The organism is Nocardia sp. NPDC058176 (assembly GCF_042883805.1).
Lineage (GTDB): Bacteria > Actinomycetota > Actinomycetes > Mycobacteriales > Mycobacteriaceae > Nocardia.
On record NZ_JBHVVA010000006.1, the window covers coordinates 330,372 to 347,466 of the forward strand.

Consider the following 17,095-nt stretch of genomic DNA (forward strand, 5'->3'; position numbering starts at 1 on the left):
CGCGGTGTCGTCGCCGGTCTCGGGGACGGCAGCGTTGTCGGATGGCCGGTCTTCACTCACGCGTCCATCATTCCCTAGTGGTGATCGGGCGCGCGTCGCGGTGCCGGGGAGTCCCAGCTGTTACTCAGGAAGCGGTCGTACGCTGATGGCTGTGACGGTGTTGTCTAGTTCCCGCTTACCCCGCATCGCGCGCCCCGGGGTGTTGGTCGTGGCGCTCGTGCTCGGGTTCGCCACCTTCGGCGCCGGGTGCGCCGACCGGTCGCCGTCGCCCGCCGAGGTCGACGGCCTCGAGCCGCTCGGCATCGGCAAGCAGGTGACCGTGCCGATCTCGGCCGCGGCCACCACGCTGGTCTCGCCCGGCGACGAGCCGCGCGACCTGCTGCGCCCGCGCTACGCGGTGGGCACCACCCAGGAGGTGACGTTGCGCACCGACTACCAGATCCAGCAGCAGGTCAACGACCAGCCCGCGCGCGACCTCTCGCCCGCGGCACTGACGATTCCGATGACCGCCTCGGCGGGCACCGACGGGGTCGACCTCGTGCTCGGCGCCGTCACCACTCCCGACCCGGCGCTGAACAAGGCGTTCACCGCCGCCGACGGCTCGCAGGCCGGGCTGGGAATGAGCGATTTCGGCGCGATCACCGAACTGCGCCTCGCCCCGTCGCCGGATACCCCGAACTCCGCGCGCGCGGCCCTCGAACAAGCCTTCTATCAGGCCGTGTACCGCTCGATCGCGTTCCCCGACGAACCGGTCGGGGTCGGCGCGGTGTGGACGGTGCACCAGCAGATCAACGGCGGCGTCAGCCTCGACCAGGTCACCACGGCGACCCTGGTGGGCCGCGACGGCGACCGGCTCACCATCGATCTGCAGGTGAGCCAGAACCCCACCGACTCGGTCTGGCTGCTGCCCAACGACGCGGGCGCGCTCGACATCGAGGGCTACGTGATGGAGGGCGCGGGCACGATCACCGTCGATCTCGGTCTGCCCCTGCCGGTCTCGGGCACCATCGAGGTCGGTGGCCAGCAGACCTACCGTGATTCCTACAGCGCGAGCACCCTCGTGCAGACCCAGTCGACCCGCGTGTCCTGGGTCGAATGATGCGTTCGACTCTGCTGCGCGCGAGCGCGGCCGCTTCGGCGTGCGCCGCGCTGAGTGTGGTGGTGGCGTGCGGTTCCGATGACTCCGGCGCGCCGTTCAGCCCGGCCCCCTCCGCTGCACCGGGGTCCGGCGAGGTCGTCCGTGATCCGGCTCAGCTGTCGGCGGGACTGCTCGCGGCCGAGGACCTCCCCGGCGATTTCGCCGTCGTCCCACCGCGCACCGGCGCCGACTCCTCGCCCGTCCCGCCGATCGCCCTGACCGAACCCGCGGACTGCGCGCGCCTGCTGACTCCGATCGCGCAGCAATGGCCGGGCTCGGCCGCTGCCGCGTCGGTCCAGTTCGCCGGTCCGAGCTACGCCACCATCGACATCGACGCCGCCAGCTACCCGGACACCTCACTGGCCGCCGCGTTCGACGCGCTGCAAGCGCAACCCCGCCGCTGCACCACCTACTCCGGTGACGACGCGGGCGTGCGCATCGACTACCGCGCCGAGGACCTGCCCCAGCCGCCCGCGGGCGACGCGAGCTCGGCCTTCCTGCTGACCGCCACCAGCGACGGCCTGACCCTCACCTCGGCCACCACCCTGGTCCAGGTCGGCAACACGCTGGTCCAGGTCACGGTGACCGCGCCGGAAACCGTCGACCCCGGCGTCCTCACCGACCTCACGGCCGCCCAGGTCCGCAAACTACGCGGTTGAGACACTGTCGGTCACCGTTGCGCGATCGTCTCTGTGCCGCCCGGCCTGTGGCGGCACCATCGTGTTCGCCGGTACGTGGTCGTAGCCGGGTGCGACAGATCGGTTGTCCTACCCGTTGACGGGCACCGGCGGCGCGATCTTCCCGCCCAGATGGGCGATGTAACCGAGTACTTCCTCGGCCGAACGATCCGGCAGCCCGAACACCACTTCGGTGACCCCGGCCTCGGCCCACTTGGCCAGCTGCGCGCTGTCGTGGCGCCCGGCGAGCGCGATCACCCGCGGGGTGCCCTCACGACCGGCCTCGCGCCAGACCCGGTGCAGCAGATCGATCTTGTCCCCGAGCTCGCCCTCGGTCGGGGTGGTGATCCAGCCGTCGGCGTTCTTGGCCAGCCAGCCGAAGGACTTCTCGGTGCCACCCGCGCCGAGCAGCACCGGCACCCCGGCGCGCACCGGCTTCGGCCACGACCAGCTGGGCCCGAAATTCACGAAGTCACCGGCGAATTCGGCTTCCTCCTGCGACCACAGCGTCCGCATCGCGTCCAGGTTCTCCCGCAGCACGGTGCGCCGCTTCTTCGGGTCCACCCCGTGATGAGTGAGTTCGTCGGTGTTCCAGCCGAATCCGACGCCGAGCTCCACCCGGCCACCGGAGAGGTGATCGAGCGAGGCGATGGTCTTGGCCAGGGTGATCGGATGATGCTCGGCGGGCAGTGCCACCGCCGTCGACAGGGTGATCCGCTCGGTGACCGCGGCCGCGGTGGCCAGGGCGACCCACGGGTCGAGGGTGCGCAGGTACCGGTCGTCGGGCAGCGAGGAGTCCCCGGTCTGCGGATGGGCCGCGGCGCGCACCACCGGGATATGGGTGTGCTCGGGGACGTAGAACGCGTCGAACCCCGCGTTCTCGGCGGCCCGCGCGGCATCGGCGGGCGTGATGCCCCGGTCACTGGTGAACAAAACAACCCCGTACCGCACGTCCCGGCCCTCCGGATAGACAGCAAAAACTGAAACAAGTTCTACCAGCCTTTCCGGCTCGCCGGAAGGCCCTTTCCCCGGACCGGCGAGGGGAATAGGCTCGACAACGTCCGAGCATCAACCTCGACCCGGAGGTATCCGATGTCTGATGTTTCCCCCATCCCCGCTGGTTACCCGTCGATCTGTCCCGGCCTGTCCTGCGCGGGCGCCGCGGCCGCGATCGACTTCTACACCGCGATCTTCGATGCCACCGAACGCATGCGGATGCCCGGCCCCGACGGCACCGTCATGCACAGCGAACTCCTCGTCGGCGAGTCGGTCCTGATGGTCGGCGACCCCGTACCGGAACTGGGCTTCCTCGACCCGAAGACCGTCGGCGGCACCCCCGTCAACCTCATGGTCTACGTCCGCGACGTAGACGCCGCCTTCGCCAAGGCCCTCGCCGCGGGCGCCGCCGAGATCACCCCCCTCGCCGACCAGTTCTACGGCGACCGCACCGGCACCTTCGAAGACCCATGGGGCCACCGCTGGACCGTCGCCACCCACGTCGAAGACGTTCCACCCGAGGAAATGGAACGCCGCATGGCCGCCGTCATGGAGGGCTGACCTCCCTACTGCAGGCGGAACTCCATCATGGCGATCGCGTCGTCGACCGCGGTGACGAGGTGCTGGAGGCGGGTGGTGGGGTCGGGTGCCGCCAGGGCGGTGTGCCGGTCGGTCGGGCCGATCGGCAGGCGGGCGGTGATCTCGAACGAGCGGGCGCTCGGGTCCTCCGGCAGGTCGCGCAGGGATGCCGACGGTGGTGGTTGCCGGATTCCCGAGCGCCGGGCGAGCTGGGCGGTCAGGTCGTGCAGCCGGTCGGCGCGTTCGCGGACGGTGGCGAGGAGTTCGGTGTCGTCCGCGCCGACGCCGTCGGGCCAGTTCTCGACCTTCGCGCGCGGGTAGGGCTCGTCCGGCAGCCAATCGCGGACCCGGATGCGATCCGTGCCGGTGCACCGCAGACGGAACCGCGAGCCCGGCAACTCGACCACATCGGTGATACTGGCGCGCACGCCGACGTCGGTGCGCACATCACCGCCGCCGACCTCGTGCCCGCGTTCGATGAGGACCACGCCGAACTCCGGTTCCCGGCTGCCGTCGAGGCAGTCCTCGACCAGCGCGACATAGCGCGGCTCGAAGATCTGCAACGACAGCGGCTCACCGGGCAGCAGCACCGCACCCAGCGGGAACATAGGGATCTCCACCGTCACAGCATGCCCGGTGTCGCTCATTTCTCGGCGATCGCCTCGAACACGGTCGGGTCGACCAGGGTCGAGGTGTCGCCGAGTTCGCGGCCCTCGGCGACATCGCGCAGCAGCCTGCGCATGATCTTGCCGCTGCGGGTCTTGGGCAGTTCGGGCACGAGATGGATCTCGCGCGGACGGGCGATCGGGCTGATCTCCAGCGACACCGCGGCCTTGAGCTCGGTGACCAGGGAATCGCCGGGCGCGGCCGAGCCGGTGAGGATGACGAAGGCGACGATGCCCTGCCCGGTGGTGTCGTCGGTCGCGCCGACCACCGCCGCCTCGGCGACCGCGGGATGTCCGACGAGCGCGGATTCGACCTCGGCGGTGGAGATGCGGTGCCCGGAGACGTTCATGACGTCGTCGACGCGGCCGAGGATCCACAGGTCGCCGTCGGCGTCGAGTTTGGCGCCGTCACCGGCGAAGTACCAGCCCTCGGAAGCGAAACGCTGCCAGTAGGTTTCGCGGTACCGGTCCATGTCGTTCCAGATGCCGCGCAGCATCGACGGCCACGGCTGGTCCAGGACCAGGAGGCCGGATTCGTCGTTGCCGAGCGGGGTGCCGTCGTCGTCGACGACCTCGGCCGAGATGCCCGGCAGCGGTGCCGTCGCGGCGCCCGGTTTGGTGGCGGTGACGCCGGGCAGCGGGGAGATCATGATGGCGCCGGTCTCGGTCTGCCACCAGGTATCCACGATCGGGGTCTTGCTGGCGCCGATGACTTCGCGGTACCAGCGCCATGCTTCGGGGTTGATCGGTTCGCCGACCGAGCCGAGCAGGCGCAGGGAAGTGAGGTCGTGGGCGTCGGGGATCTCGCGTCCCCACTTCATGAACGTGCGGATCAGGGTAGGGGCCGTGTAATAGATGGTGACGCCGTACTTTTCGATGATCTCGAAGTGCCGGTGTTCGTTGGGGGAGTTCGGGGTGCCCTCGTAGACGACCTGCGTCGCGCGGTTGGCGAGCGGTCCGTAGACGATGTAGCTGTGTCCGGTGACCCAGCCGATGTCGGCGGTGCACCAATAGATGTCGTCGCCCGCTTTGTGGTCGAAGACGTTGTGATGGGTGTAGGCGGCCTGGGTGAGGTAGCCGCCGGTGGTGTGCAGAATCCCCTTGGGTTTTCCGGTGGTGCCGGAGGTGTAGAGGATGAAGAGGGGATGCTCGGCGGGGAACGGCTGTGCTTCGTGGGAAGGCGAAGCGAGCGAGACGGTTTCGTCCCACCACAGATCGCGGACCTCGGTCCACGGCACGTCGAGACCCACCCGGCGCACCACCAGCACGTGCTCCACCGAGGTCGGGTCCGAGCCCAGTGCCTCGTCGACCGCGTACTTCAACGGCGCCGCCGATCCCCGGCGCCACTGACCGTCGGTGGTCACGATCAGGCGGGCCCGCGCGTCGTCGACCCGCTGGCGCAGTGCCGTCGGCGAGAACCCGGCGAACACCACCGAATGCGTGAGACCCAAACGGGCACAGGCCAACATGGTCACGATCGCCTCGGGCACCATCGGCATGTAGACGGCCACCCGGTCACCGGCCACGAGTCCCAGCGCGGTGAACGCATTGGCCGCGCGCGAAACCTCGTCGAGCAGTTCGCGATAGGTGATCGCGCGCGAATCGCCCGGCTCGCCCTCCCAGTGGATGGCGACCTGATCGCCGTGCCCGTCGATGACGTGGCGGTCCACGCAGTTGTAGGCGACATTGAGCTCGCCGTCACCGAACCAGCGCGCCACGGGGGCATCGGACCAGTCCAGCACCTCGGTGAAAGGCTTGTGCCAGTGCAGCCGGTTGGCCTGCTCGGCCCAGAAACCGTCGCGATCGGTCGTCGCCCGCTCATACAGCGCGGCATCGGCATTGGCCCGCGCGACGAACTCCGCGGCAGGCGGGTAGGCGCTCGCGTGGTCGGGCCGGGTGGGGTCGGTCACTGCACCGGTCACAAGAAATCTCCTTCGAAACAAACGAGGCTTGGCCCGTGCCGGTGGGGACACCACCGGCACGGGCAGGGGTAGCGCTAGTGCGAGATCGCCTTCTCCGCACCGACGCCGGTCAGGGCCCGCACTTCCATCTCCGCGGCCTTGACCTGCTCGTCCCGGCCACCGACGAAGGTGCCGATGATGCCGAGCGCGAAGGCGAGCGGAATGGAGACGATGCCGGGGTTGGACAGCGGGAACCAGTGGAAATCGGTTCCGGTGATCATCGAGGTCGGGGTGCCCGACACCGCCGGGGAGAACACGATGAGCACGATGGTCGAGATCAGGCCGCCGTACATCGACCACAGCGCGCCGGTGGTGTTGAACCGCCGCCAGAACAGCGAGTACAGGATCGTCGGCAGGTTCGCCGCCGCCGCCACCGCGAAGGCCAGCGCCACCAGGAACGCGATGTTCTGGCCGTTGGCGAGAATGCCGAGCCCGATCGCGAGCACGCCGATCACCACCGCGGTGATCCGCGAGACCCGCACCTGCTTGAGTTCGTCGACCTTGCCCTTCTTGAGCACGCTGGCATAGATGTCGTGCGCGAAGGAGGCCGAGGCGGTGATCGTCAGCCCGGCGACGACCGCGAGGATCGTCGCGAAGGCGACCGCCGAGATCACGCCGAGCAGGATCACGCCGCCGAGTTCGAACGCCAGCAGCGGAGCCGCCGAGTTCTGTCCGCCCGCCGCGGCGAGGATCCGGTCCGGGCCGACGATGGCCGCCGCGCCGTAACCGAGCACCAGGGTGAACAGGTAGAAGGCGCCGATCAGCGCGATCGCCCAGACCACCGAGCGGCGCGCCTCTTTCGCGGTCGGGACCGTGTAGAAGCGCATCAGCACGTGCGGCAGACCCGCGGTGCCCAGCACCAGCGCCAGGCCCAGCGACAGGAAGTTCAGCTTCGACATCTCGCTGCCGCCGTACTGCGCACCGGGGGCGAGCACATCGCGTGCGGCGACCGCCTCGCTGGCCGATCCGCCGACCGCCTGCTGCGCGGCGCCGAGCACCTCGGAGAAGTTGAACCCGAACTTGGCCAGCACCAGCACCGTCATCAGCCCGGCGCCCGCGATCAGCAGCACCGCCTTGATGATCTGCACCCAGGTGGTGCCCTTCATCCCGCCGACCAGCACGTACACGATCATCAGCACGCCGACGACCGCGATCACCAGCGATTGTCCCGCGCGACTGGAGATGTCGAGCAGCAGCGCGACCAGGCCGCCCGCGCCTGCCATCTGCGCGAGCAGATAGAACAGCGAGACCGTCAGCGTGGTCAGGGCGGCCGCGGTGCGCACCGGGCCTTCCTTGAGCCGGAAGCTGAGCACGTCGGCCATGGTGAATTTGCCGGTGTTGCGCAGCATTTCGGCCACCAGCAGCAGCGCCACCAGCCAGGCGACGAGGAACCCGATCGAATACAGGAACCCGTCGTAGCCGTAGACCGCGATCGCGCCCGCGATGCCGAGGAAGCTGGCCGCCGACAGGTAGTCACCGGCGATGGCGACGCCGTTCTGCGGGCCGGAGAAGCCGCGGCCGCCGGTGAAATAGTCGGCGGCGGTGGAGTTGTTGCGGCTGGCCCGGATCACCACGACCATGGTGACCACGACGAACAAGCCGAAGATGGCGATATTGGCGAGCGGATTGCCCACCGTCGATCCCGCGGCGAGGGTGCTCATGCGCGATCCTCCTCGAGGTACTCGCGGATGGCCGCGGCGCGCGGGTCCAGCTCACGATTGGCGAATCGGACGTAGAGCCCGGTGATGAGGAAGGTGGAGACGAACTGCCCGAGGCCGAGCAGCAGGCCGACGTTGACATTGCCGAAGACCTCGGTGGCCATGAAGTCGTGCGCGTACGCGCCGAGCAACACATAGCTCAGGTACCACAGCAGGAACAGCGCGGTCATCGGGAAGACGAAGCGGCGCAGCCGGTTTCGCAGATCCTGGAACTGCGGGCTCGCCTGCACGGCGAGGAATTCTTCGGCACTCGGCGTGCGCCCGGGTGGGGCGGCTTCGGTGTCGGTTTCGGTCATGCTCGGTGGTCCTGACGTGAGGGGGGTCGTGCGTGGAGATGACGGTAGGTCGCCGGATCGGCCCGCGGATGATGTGGCGTGGGTCACTCGGTGAAGGTGGCCGCTCGTGCGGTGAACGGTCGATCCGGTGCGACGAACGGTCGGCGAAAGATCAGCGGTCGACGGGGGTTTCCGGGTCGCGATCGGCACTCATGCCGAGCCGTTCGGGCGCGTGCATCCGGAGGAACACCCCGGCGACGGTGCGCTGATCCTGACCGGTGGTCAGCAGGCTGACCACGATCGTCACCGCGAACGCAAGGGGCACGCTGACCGCGCCCGGATAGTCGATGATCGCCGCGGGCCAACCATCGGCCCACTCGGTGGAGACCCCGCCGAGCACGGCCAGCACGGTGGCCCCGCCCGCGGTGATGCCGCCGGTGAGCATGCCCGCCGCCGCCCCCGTCGCGGTGAGCCCGCGCCACCAGATGCCGAGCACGAGCAGCGGACACAGGGTCGACGCCGCGACCGAGAAGGCGAGCGCGACGGTGCGGGACAGATCGAGTGACGCGACGGCCAGCGCCAGGGTGAGCGGCACCAATCCGGCGACGAGCGCGGCCGCGCGGAAGTCCCGGATCCGCCCGCGCAGGACATCGGTGCTGAGCACGCCCGCCAGGCTGACCAGCAGTCCCGAGGAGGTCGACAGGAAGGCCGCGATCGCCCCGGCGGCGGCGAGCGCGGCCAGCAGTTGCCCGGCCAGTCCGCCGAGCACCGCGCCGGGCAGCAGGACCACCGCGGCGTCGGAGGCGCCGGTGATCAGCAGTTGCGGCACGTAGAGGCGGGCGAACACACCGAGCAGGACCGGGAACAGGTAGAAGACGCCGACCAGGCCGATCACGGTCAGCGCGGTCCGGCGCGCCGAGGCGCCGTCGCGGTTGGTGTAGAAGCGCACCAGCACATGCGGCAGGCCCATGGTGCCGAGGAAGGTGGCCACCATCAGCGAGAACACCTGGTAGCGCGGATGTTCGCCGCCGAACCCGCCGCCCGAACTCACCCAGCTCGCGCCGTCGGCCGGCGCGCCCGCCACCACCGGGACCGCCGAGCCCGGTTCCAGGATCAACTCGGTGCCCTTGGCCAGCGTGTGGTCGCCGGGGGACAGCGTGACCGACCCGTTCTCGGTGCGACCGTCGACGGTGCCGGTGATCGTCACCACCTGTGAAACATCCAGGTGCACCACGACATCGGTGGAGATGTCGACGGTGGTCCGCTGCTCGACCGTCGGCGGCGCCGCGGTACCGACCTGGCGTTCGTCGGCGAAGAAGTGCAGCCCCAGCACCAGCGCCGGAATCGCCACCGCCGTGAGCTTCAGCCAGTACTGGAAGGCCTGCACCAGCGTCACCGACCGCATCCCGCCGCCGATCACGTTCACCAGCACGATCGCCCCGACCGCTACAGCCCCCACCCAGGCGGGGAGCCCTAGCAGGATGTGCAGCGTCAGCCCCGCACCCTGGAACTGCGGGATCAGATACACCGCACACACCAGCACGACGAGCCCGGCGGCCATGCGCCGCAACCGAATCGACCCCAGCCGGAACTCCGCGAAGTCCGGCACGGTGTAGGCGCCCGACCGGCGCAGCGGTGCCGCGACGAACATCAACAGGCCCAGATAGCCCGCGGTGAATCCCACCGGATACCAGAGCGCATCGGCCCCGTACTTGGCGATCAGCCCCGCGACCCCGAGAAATGATGCGGCGGAAAGGTATTCCCCCGAGATCGCCGCCGCATTCCAGCGCGAACCCACGGTGCGGGAGGCGACGAGGAAGTCGGAGGTGGTGCGCGAGAGCCGAACTCCGTAGAACCCGATCCCGATGGTGGCGAGTGCGGCCAGCAGGAGCGCGGTGATCGTGAGAGCGGGGTTGTCGGTGCTCATCGGCCGATCCCCGGCCCCGCACCCGCAGCGGCGGGGCCTCGCTGTCGGGCGCGGTCGGTGAATCGGCCGCCGCGCCCTGATGCCGAGCGATTGTGGCGGTCCGCGGGCTGGGTCGCCAGCGGCGCCATGACGATTGTCGGGCACTGGTCCGGGTTCGACCCGGGGCCGCGACCGTGTCGGGTTGCCGATGTCGGCACGGTTGTTGCCGATCGGGGCGTGGGGACAGGCATCGGCTGCACGGACGGTAGCGGCGGCGACGTGCCGACCGTGAAACCGGCTGTCGCTCGCCGTGGATCGGTCGAGTTCGCGAAGGATTCGTTCGTCGGCGCGGGGTCCGGGTTCGGCAGCGGACGGCGATTGTGGCGGGTCTCGAAGTGCGGTGCGGGGTGTCGCGTGGGTGCCGCCGGTGGGGTGCGGAGTATGCGGGCGCGCACGTGTCAGTCCCCGGCCAGTTCCAGGAAGTCGTCCTCGTTGCGCTGGGCGAGACGGACATACAGCCGACCCACCCCGTACAGCGCGGGGAACGCGAGCACGCCCAGCACCAACCAGGGCAGGCGGATACCGACCACCGTGGTCTCGGCGATCGCGTCGATCCCGAACAGCAGCGGCAGCGCGCCGAACCCGGCCACCGTCACCAGCGCCAGGCGCAGTGCCAACCCCAGCTGCGCGCGAATCAGCCCGCCGATGAGCGCGGCACCCAGATCGGTCTGCTCGACCACTTCGGTCCGGGTCCGCACCTGCCGCGCACCCCGCCGCTGTGCCAGCACCACCCGCTCACGCGGTGGCCGCTGCGGGCCGGTCACCGCCGTGCCCCGGGCGTGCTCAGGCTGTGCGCGAGCCACCATTTCGGCACCGCCCGAGCGCTGGTCGGGAGTCGTCCACCGATCGCGGCCGGTGCCGTGGTGTGTGTGCGAGCCGCCGTTTCGGCATCGCCTACTCGCGGTGTCGTCCGGACATCACGGCATCGCGCTCGGCCGTGGCCCGATCTGTCGTGTCGGTGCCACTTGTTGGCGAGGCGGGCCTCGTGGCCGCCACCGGTTCCGGCACGGCCAGAACGGCCGAGCAGCTGTCGCGGCCTCGATCGTTCGCGTGGCGGGCGGGTCAACGCTGCGACCAGTTCTGCCGTGGACCGTGGACGAGTCGCTGTTTGAGTTCGCGGACCTGGCGCCTGCTCACGGGCAGTTCCACCGCGGCCGTCGCACCCTCGGCACGCAGGCAGACCACGGTGCCGGACCCGGCGCTGCGCAACCCGGTGACCAGGCGCAAGGCCACCAGGTACGAGCGGTGCACGCGCAGGAAACCGGCATCCTCCCAGCGGGATTCGAGCGCGGAGAGCGGGATACGCACCAGGTGCGAACCGGTGCCGGTGTGCAGGCGCGCGTAGTCGCCGTCGGCCTCGACCCAGGCGACATCGGCGCGGTGCACCAGCGTGGTGACACCGCCGAGTTCCACCGGGATCACCTCACTGGGATGCGCCGGTTCCGGCGCGGGCGCGGCCGCCACCGGCGCGGACCTGGCGGTGAGAATGCGCCGCACCGCCTCGGCCAGTCGCGCCCCGCGCAACGGCTTGAGCAGATAGTCGACCGCGCCCAGATCGAACGCGGTCACCGCGTGATCGTCGTGCGCGGTGACGAACACGACCGCGGGTGGCTCGGCGAACTCCGACAGGATGCCGGCCAGCTCCATCCCGGTGAGCCCGGGCATATCGATGTCGAGGAACACCGCGTCGATCGGATGCGCCCGCAACAACCGCAGCGCGCTCGTCGACTCACCCGCCCGATGGATCTCACCGACCCCGGTCTGGGTGCTCAGCAGATACACGAGTTCGTCGAGTGCCGGTTTCTCGTCGTCGACGGCGAGCACCCGCAGCGCGGTCGAGGGTTCATCGGTGTTCCAGGTCACAGCCCACCCATCGTAACCGGCGGTCTCCGGGCTGCGGTCGAGTCGCCGCGACTCGGCCCCGAACGCCGGTTCGCATCGGACGCGGTGGGCGCAGGCGCAGCTGAGGGTGGGCGTGATGTGCGGGGCCAGTGTGGTGCGGCTGGGTGATCAGGCGCGAATTCCGGCGCGGAACTTCGGGACCCGCATGCTGACCTTGGTGCCCGCGCCCGGTGCGGTCTCCACGACCAGCCCGTAGTCGTTGCCGAAGGCGGCGCGGAGGCGGTCGTCGACATTGGCGAGGCCGACGTGCGCCGCCTCGCCGGTGCGGGCGGGACCGGAGTCGGTGTCGACGGCGTCGAGCGCGCCCGAGCGCAGGAGTTCGGGGTCCATGCCGATGCCGTCGTCCTCGACGCTGATCAGGCAGTCGGTCCCCGCGTCGCTGGCGACGATGCTCAGCTGCCCACCGCGACCACCACCGGCCAGACCGTGCCGCACCGCGTTCTCGACCAGCGGCTGTAGCGCGAGGAACGGCAGAACCACGCCGAGGACCTCCGGTGCGATGCGCAAGCGCACGTCCAGCGCGTCACCGAAGCGGGCCTGCTCGAGCGCCAGATACCGTTCGATGTTGCGCAGTTCGTCGGCGAGCACGGTGAATTCGCCCGCCGCGCGGAAGGAGTACCGGGTGAAGTCGGCGAACTCGAGAATCAGCTCGCGCGCCCGGTCGGGATCGGTGCGCACGAACGAGGCGATCGTATTGAGCGCGTTGTAGATGAAATGCGGGCTGATCTGCGCCCGCAACGCCCGCAACTCCGCCCGGTCGACCCGAGCTCGCGAGGCATCCAGCTCGGCCAGCTCCAACTGCCCGCAGGCATAGCGCGCCACCTCCCCGGCCGCTCCGAGCATGCCGGGGCCCGGCTTCCCGGTGGTCACCATCCCCAGCGCGCCCACCGCGGCTCCGGTGTCGATCATCAGCGGCTGGGCGATCAGCGTGTGCTCGTCGGCGGTCACCAGCACCGCACGCTCGTCGGCGATCGCCCGCCGAGCCGCCTCGGCGAACGATCCGATCATCCCCGTGTGCGGTCCATCCCATGCCAGCAACGTCGCCTCGGCATTGACCACCCCGAGCGCCTCGGCCCCCGCCAACGCCCGCAGGTGCGGCGCCGCCTCCCGCGCCGACTCCTCGGTCAACCCCCGCCGCAACGGCACCGCCGCCAGCGACGCGGTGTGCAGTGCCTGATGCACGGCCCGCTGCGCCGGCGTGGTCACCACCCGCTGGGTACGCCGCCACACCAGCCACGCGGTGACCACGACGATCACCACGCTCGCCAGCGCCACCACCGCCGTCGTCATCGCGACCTCCGGTCGGTTCGCGCCATGGCCCGGCCACGACCCGGGTACCACCGGGTCCGATCATCGAGTCGGCCGACGAGTCGGTCACGCAGTGCGGACATCCGCCGATTATCACCGCCCGCCGATTCCGGGCGCCGAAGATCGCGGACGACGGGTCTCCCGCGCCGAAATCAGCGGAAATCGGCCGTCGCCGAGGACTCGCCGGTGACCTTCACCACGACACGCCGAACGATGCCGAGGCGGCGTCGGGATGCCCGTGTGGCACGCGAAAACTTGTCGGACCCACATGCCTAGAATGCGGAAGCCAACCCCCGTCGACACCCTGGGAGGAAGGACCGTCTTGGCACCGTCCGGATCGTTCGTTCACCTGCACAACCACACCGAGTACTCCATGCTCGACGGTGCGGCCAAGATCTCGCCACTGTTCGCGGAGGCCGAGCGGCTCGGCATGACCGCCGTCGGCATGACCGATCACGGCAACATGTACGGCGCCTCGGAGTTCTACAACTCGGCCAAGAAGGCGGGCATCAAGCCGATCATCGGCATCGAGGCCTACATCGCGCCGGGCTCGCGCTTCGACACCAAGCGCGTGAAGTGGGGCGATCCGGGTCAGAAGGGCGACGACGTCTCGGGTTCGGGTGCCTACACCCACATGACCATGGTCGCCGAGAACGCGACCGGCCTGCGCAACCTCTTCAAACTGTCGAGCCTCGCCTCGATCGAGGGCCAGCTGGGCAAGTGGGCGCGCATGGACGAGGAGATCATCGCCCAGCACGCCGAGGGCATCATCGCCACCACGGGCTGCCCGTCGGGTGAGGTGCAGACCCGCCTGCGCCTGGGCCACGACCGCGAAGCGCTCGAAGCCGCCGCGAAGTGGCAGGAGATCTTCGGCGCCGACAACTTCTTCCTCGAGGTGATGGACCACGGTCTGTCCATCGAGCGCCGGGTCCGCGAGGGCCTGATCGACATCAGCAAGCAACTCGGCATCCCGCCGATCGCCACCAACGACTGCCACTACGTCACCAAGGACCAGTCGACCAATCACGAAGCGCTGCTGTGCATCCAGACCGGCAAGACGCTGTCCGACCCCACCCGGTTCAAGTTCGACGGTGACGGTTACTACCTGAAGTCCGCCGCCGAGATGCGCGCCATCTGGGACGCCGAGGTCCCCGGCGCCTGCGACAACACCGAGCTCATCGGTGAGCGCGTGCAGTCCTACGACGACGTCTGGGCCCACCGCGACCGGATGCCGATCTTCCCGGTCCCCGAAGGCCACGACCAGGCCAGCTGGCTGCGCAAGGAAGTCCTCGACGGTCTCGATCGCCGCTTCCCGGACGGTCCCTCGCGCGAATACCTCGACCGCGCCGACTTCGAACTCAAAGTCATCTGCGAGATGGGTTTCCCCGCCTACTTCCTCGTCGTCGGTGACCTGATCAAGCACGCGCTCGAGGTCGGCATCCGCGTCGGCCCCGGCCGTGGTTCGGCCGCCGGTTCGCTGGTCGCCTACGCGATGGGCATCACCAATATCGACCCCATCCCGCACGGTCTGCTCTTCGAGCGATTCCTCAACCCCGAGCGCGTGTCGATGCCCGACATCGATATCGACTTCGACGATCGCCGCCGTGGTGAGATGGTCCGCTACGCCACCGAGAAGTGGGGCAGCGACCGCGTCGCCCAGGTGATCACCTTCGGCACCATCAAGACCAAGGCCGCGATCAAGGACTCCGCGCGAGTCCTGTTCGGCCAGCCCGGTTTCGCCATCGCCGACCAGATCTCCAAGGCGCTGCCGCCGCCGATCATGGCCAAGGACATCTCGGTCTCCGGCATCACCGATCCCGACCACGAGCGGTACAAGGAAGCCGCCGAGGTCCGCGAGCTCATCGGCTCCAACCCCGACATCGCCAAGATCTACGAGACCGCGAAGGGCCTGGAGGGCCTGATCCGCAACGCGGGCGTGCACGCCTGCGCGGTCATCATGTCCTCGGAGCCGCTCACCGACGCCATCCCGGTGTGGAAGCGCGCCCAGGACGGCGCCATCATCACCGGCTGGGACTACCCGTCGTGCGAGGCCATCGGCCTGCTGAAGATGGACTTCCTCGGCCTGCGCAACCTCACCGTCATCGGTGACGCCTTGGAGAACATCAAGGCCAACCGCGGCATCGACCTGGACATGGATCACCTGCCGCTCGACGACCCGGCCACCTACGAACTGCTCGCCCGCGGCGACACCCTCGGCGTGTTCCAGCTCGACGGTGGCGCCATGCGCGATCTGCTGCGCCGCATGCAGCCCACCGGCTTCGGCGACATCGTCGCGGTCCTGGCGCTGTATCGCCCCGGCCCGATGGGCATGAACGCCCACAACGACTACGCCGATCGCAAGAACGGCCGCCAAGAAGTCAAACCGATCCACCCCGAGCTCGAAGAGCCCCTGAAGGAGATCCTGGCCGACACCTTCGGCCTGATCGTCTATCAGGAGCAGATCATGCAGATCGCGCAGAAGGTGGCCGGCTACTCGCTCGGTCAGGCCGACATCCTGCGCCGCGCCATGGGTAAGAAGAAGCTGTCGGTGCTGGAAGAGGCCTATGCCGGCTTCCGCGACGGCATGCTCGCCAACGACTTCTCCGAACCGGCCATCAAGGCGCTGTGGGACACCATCCTTCCCTTCGCCGGTTACGCGTTCAACAAGTCGCACGCCGCGGGCTACGGTCTCGTCTCGTTCTGGACCGCCTACCTCAAGGCCAACTATCCGGCCGAGTACATGGCCGGTCTGCTCACCTCCGTCGGTGACGACAAGGACAAGGCCGCGGTCTACCTGTCGGACTGCCGCAAGATGGGCATCACCGTGCTGCCCCCGGACGTCAACGAGTCCGAGCTGAACTTCGCCTCGGTCGGCACCGACATCCGCTTCGGACTCGGCGCGGTGCGCAATGTCGGCACCAATGTGGTGTCCTCGATCATCGCCGCGCGCCGGGAGAAGTCGAAGTTCACCGACTTCTCCGACTATCTGAACAAGATCGACGCGGTCGCCTGCACCAAGAAGGTCACCGAATCGCTCATCAAGGCAGGCGGATTCGATTCGCTCGGGCATCCGCGCAAGGGCCTGCTGCTGATCCACTCCGACGCCATCGACGCGGTGATGTCGACCAAGAAGGCCGAGGCGATCGGCCAGTTCGACCTGTTCGGCGGGCTCGACGACGGCGACGAGTCGATGGCCTCGGTCTTCAATGTCAAGGTGCCCGACGACGAGTGGGAGACCAAGCACAAGCTCGCGCTCGAACGAGAGATGCTGGGCCTGTACGTGTCCGGGCATCCGCTCAACGGCGTGGAACACGTGCTGGCCGCCCAGGTCGACACCCCGATCCCGGCCATTCTCGAAGGCGATGTCAAGGACGGCGCGCAGGTCACCATCGGCGGCATCCTGGCCTCGGTCAACCGCCGGATCAACAAGAACGGCCTGGCCTGGGCCTCGGCCCAGCTCGAAGACCTCACCGGTGGCGTGGAGGTGCTGTTCTTCCCGCAGTCCTACCAGGTGTACGGCATGGACGTCGTCGAGGACGCCGTGGTGCTGGTCAAGGCCCGCGTCTCCGTCCGCGACGACCGCGTCTCGCTGATCGCCAACGACCTGGTGGTGCCGGACCTCTCGGCCATCGGCGTCGCCAAGCCGCTCTCGGTCATCATGACCACCCGCATGTGCACCCCCGACAAGATCGGCGAGTTCAAGAAGGTCCTCTCCCGCCACCCCGGCACCTCCGACGTGCACGTCCGCCACGTCGGCGCCCGCGAGAAGACCACCATGCTCAAACTCGACGACGCCTGGCGAGTCTCCCCCTCCTCAGCCCTCATGGGCGACCTGAAAGCCCTCCTCGGCCCCGGCTGCCTGGGCTGACCGACACCGCGAGGACCGATCCCGGAACACCCGGGGTCGGTC

Annotated in this window: 13 protein-coding genes; 4 read left to right on the top strand and 9 right to left on the bottom strand. The window is 69.2% G+C overall.

The window, feature by feature from the left end; all coding sequences use genetic code 11:
• Positions 1 to 145 precede the first annotated feature (145 nt).
• Together ACFVVM_RS28060 and ACFVVM_RS28065 are read left to right on the top strand one after the other, a co-directional pair.
• Positions 146 to 1,099, top strand: coding sequence for a hypothetical protein (locus ACFVVM_RS28060; RefSeq protein ID WP_387624244.1), 954 nt, complete (start codon positions 146 to 148; stop codon positions 1,097 to 1,099).
• Complete coding sequence (locus ACFVVM_RS28065; RefSeq protein WP_387624246.1) at positions 1,099 to 1,797, top strand: hypothetical protein; 699 nt, start codon at positions 1,099 to 1,101, stop codon at positions 1,795 to 1,797. Before ACFVVM_RS28060 ends, ACFVVM_RS28065 begins: the two co-directional genes overlap by 1 nt.
• A gap of 108 nt (positions 1,798 to 1,905) precedes the next feature.
• On the opposite strand, the gene ACFVVM_RS28070 is transcribed toward ACFVVM_RS28065, so the two are convergent.
• On the bottom strand, positions 1,906 to 2,766 hold the full coding sequence (locus tag ACFVVM_RS28070) for a TIGR03619 family F420-dependent LLM class oxidoreductase (RefSeq protein ID WP_387624249.1): 861 nt from the start codon (positions 2,764 to 2,766) through the stop codon (positions 1,906 to 1,908).
• A 141-nt stretch (positions 2,767 to 2,907) separates the two neighbouring features.
• On the opposite strand from ACFVVM_RS28070, the gene ACFVVM_RS28075 reads away from it, so the two are divergent.
• On the top strand, positions 2,908 to 3,372 hold the full coding sequence (locus ACFVVM_RS28075) for a VOC family protein (RefSeq protein WP_387624251.1): 465 nt from the start codon (positions 2,908 to 2,910) through the stop codon (positions 3,370 to 3,372).
• Between the two features lie 5 nt (positions 3,373 to 3,377).
• On the opposite strand, the gene ACFVVM_RS28080 is transcribed toward ACFVVM_RS28075, so the two are convergent.
• The 8 genes from ACFVVM_RS28080 to ACFVVM_RS28115 form a co-directional block, all read right to left on the bottom strand.
• On the bottom strand, positions 3,378 to 4,010 hold the full coding sequence (locus tag ACFVVM_RS28080; protein WP_387624254.1) for an LON peptidase substrate-binding domain-containing protein: 633 nt from the start codon (positions 4,008 to 4,010) through the stop codon (positions 3,378 to 3,380).
• A 23-nt stretch (positions 4,011 to 4,033) separates the two neighbouring features.
• Positions 4,034 to 5,977: an acetate--CoA ligase gene (acs, locus tag ACFVVM_RS28085; RefSeq protein WP_387624257.1), complete on the bottom strand. Its 1,944-nt coding sequence runs from the start codon at positions 5,975 to 5,977 to the stop codon at positions 4,034 to 4,036.
• Between the two features lie 74 nt (positions 5,978 to 6,051).
• Complete coding sequence (locus ACFVVM_RS28090; RefSeq protein WP_387624260.1) at positions 6,052 to 7,677, bottom strand: cation acetate symporter; 1,626 nt, start codon at positions 7,675 to 7,677, stop codon at positions 6,052 to 6,054.
• Positions 7,674 to 8,030, bottom strand: a complete 357-nt coding sequence (locus ACFVVM_RS28095; RefSeq protein WP_387624263.1) for a DUF485 domain-containing protein — start codon at positions 8,028 to 8,030, stop codon at positions 7,674 to 7,676. Before ACFVVM_RS28095 ends, ACFVVM_RS28090 begins: the two co-directional genes overlap by 4 nt.
• 151 nt (positions 8,031 to 8,181) lie before the next feature.
• Positions 8,182 to 9,936 carry a cation acetate symporter gene (locus ACFVVM_RS28100; RefSeq protein WP_387624266.1) on the bottom strand — a complete coding sequence of 585 codons (1,755 nt, stop codon included), beginning with the start codon at positions 9,934 to 9,936 and terminating at the stop codon, positions 8,182 to 8,184.
• 437 nt (positions 9,937 to 10,373) lie between these two features.
• Complete coding sequence (locus ACFVVM_RS28105; RefSeq protein ID WP_387624363.1) at positions 10,374 to 10,739, bottom strand: hypothetical protein; 366 nt, start codon at positions 10,737 to 10,739, stop codon at positions 10,374 to 10,376.
• A gap of 298 nt (positions 10,740 to 11,037) precedes the next feature.
• Positions 11,038 to 11,838, bottom strand: a complete 801-nt coding sequence (locus ACFVVM_RS28110; protein ID WP_387624269.1) for a LytR/AlgR family response regulator transcription factor — start codon at positions 11,836 to 11,838, stop codon at positions 11,038 to 11,040.
• Between the two features lie 147 nt (positions 11,839 to 11,985).
• On the bottom strand, positions 11,986 to 13,167 hold the full coding sequence (locus ACFVVM_RS28115; protein ID WP_387624272.1) for a sensor histidine kinase: 1,182 nt from the start codon (positions 13,165 to 13,167) through the stop codon (positions 11,986 to 11,988).
• Positions 13,168 to 13,462: 295 nt separating this feature from the next.
• Here ACFVVM_RS28115 and dnaE point away from each other — a divergent pair, with 295 nt between their 5' ends.
• Positions 13,463 to 17,053: a DNA polymerase III subunit alpha gene (gene dnaE, locus ACFVVM_RS28120; protein WP_387624275.1), complete on the top strand. Its 3,591-nt coding sequence runs from the start codon at positions 13,463 to 13,465 to the stop codon at positions 17,051 to 17,053.
• The last annotated feature ends 42 nt before the right edge of the window (positions 17,054 to 17,095 follow it).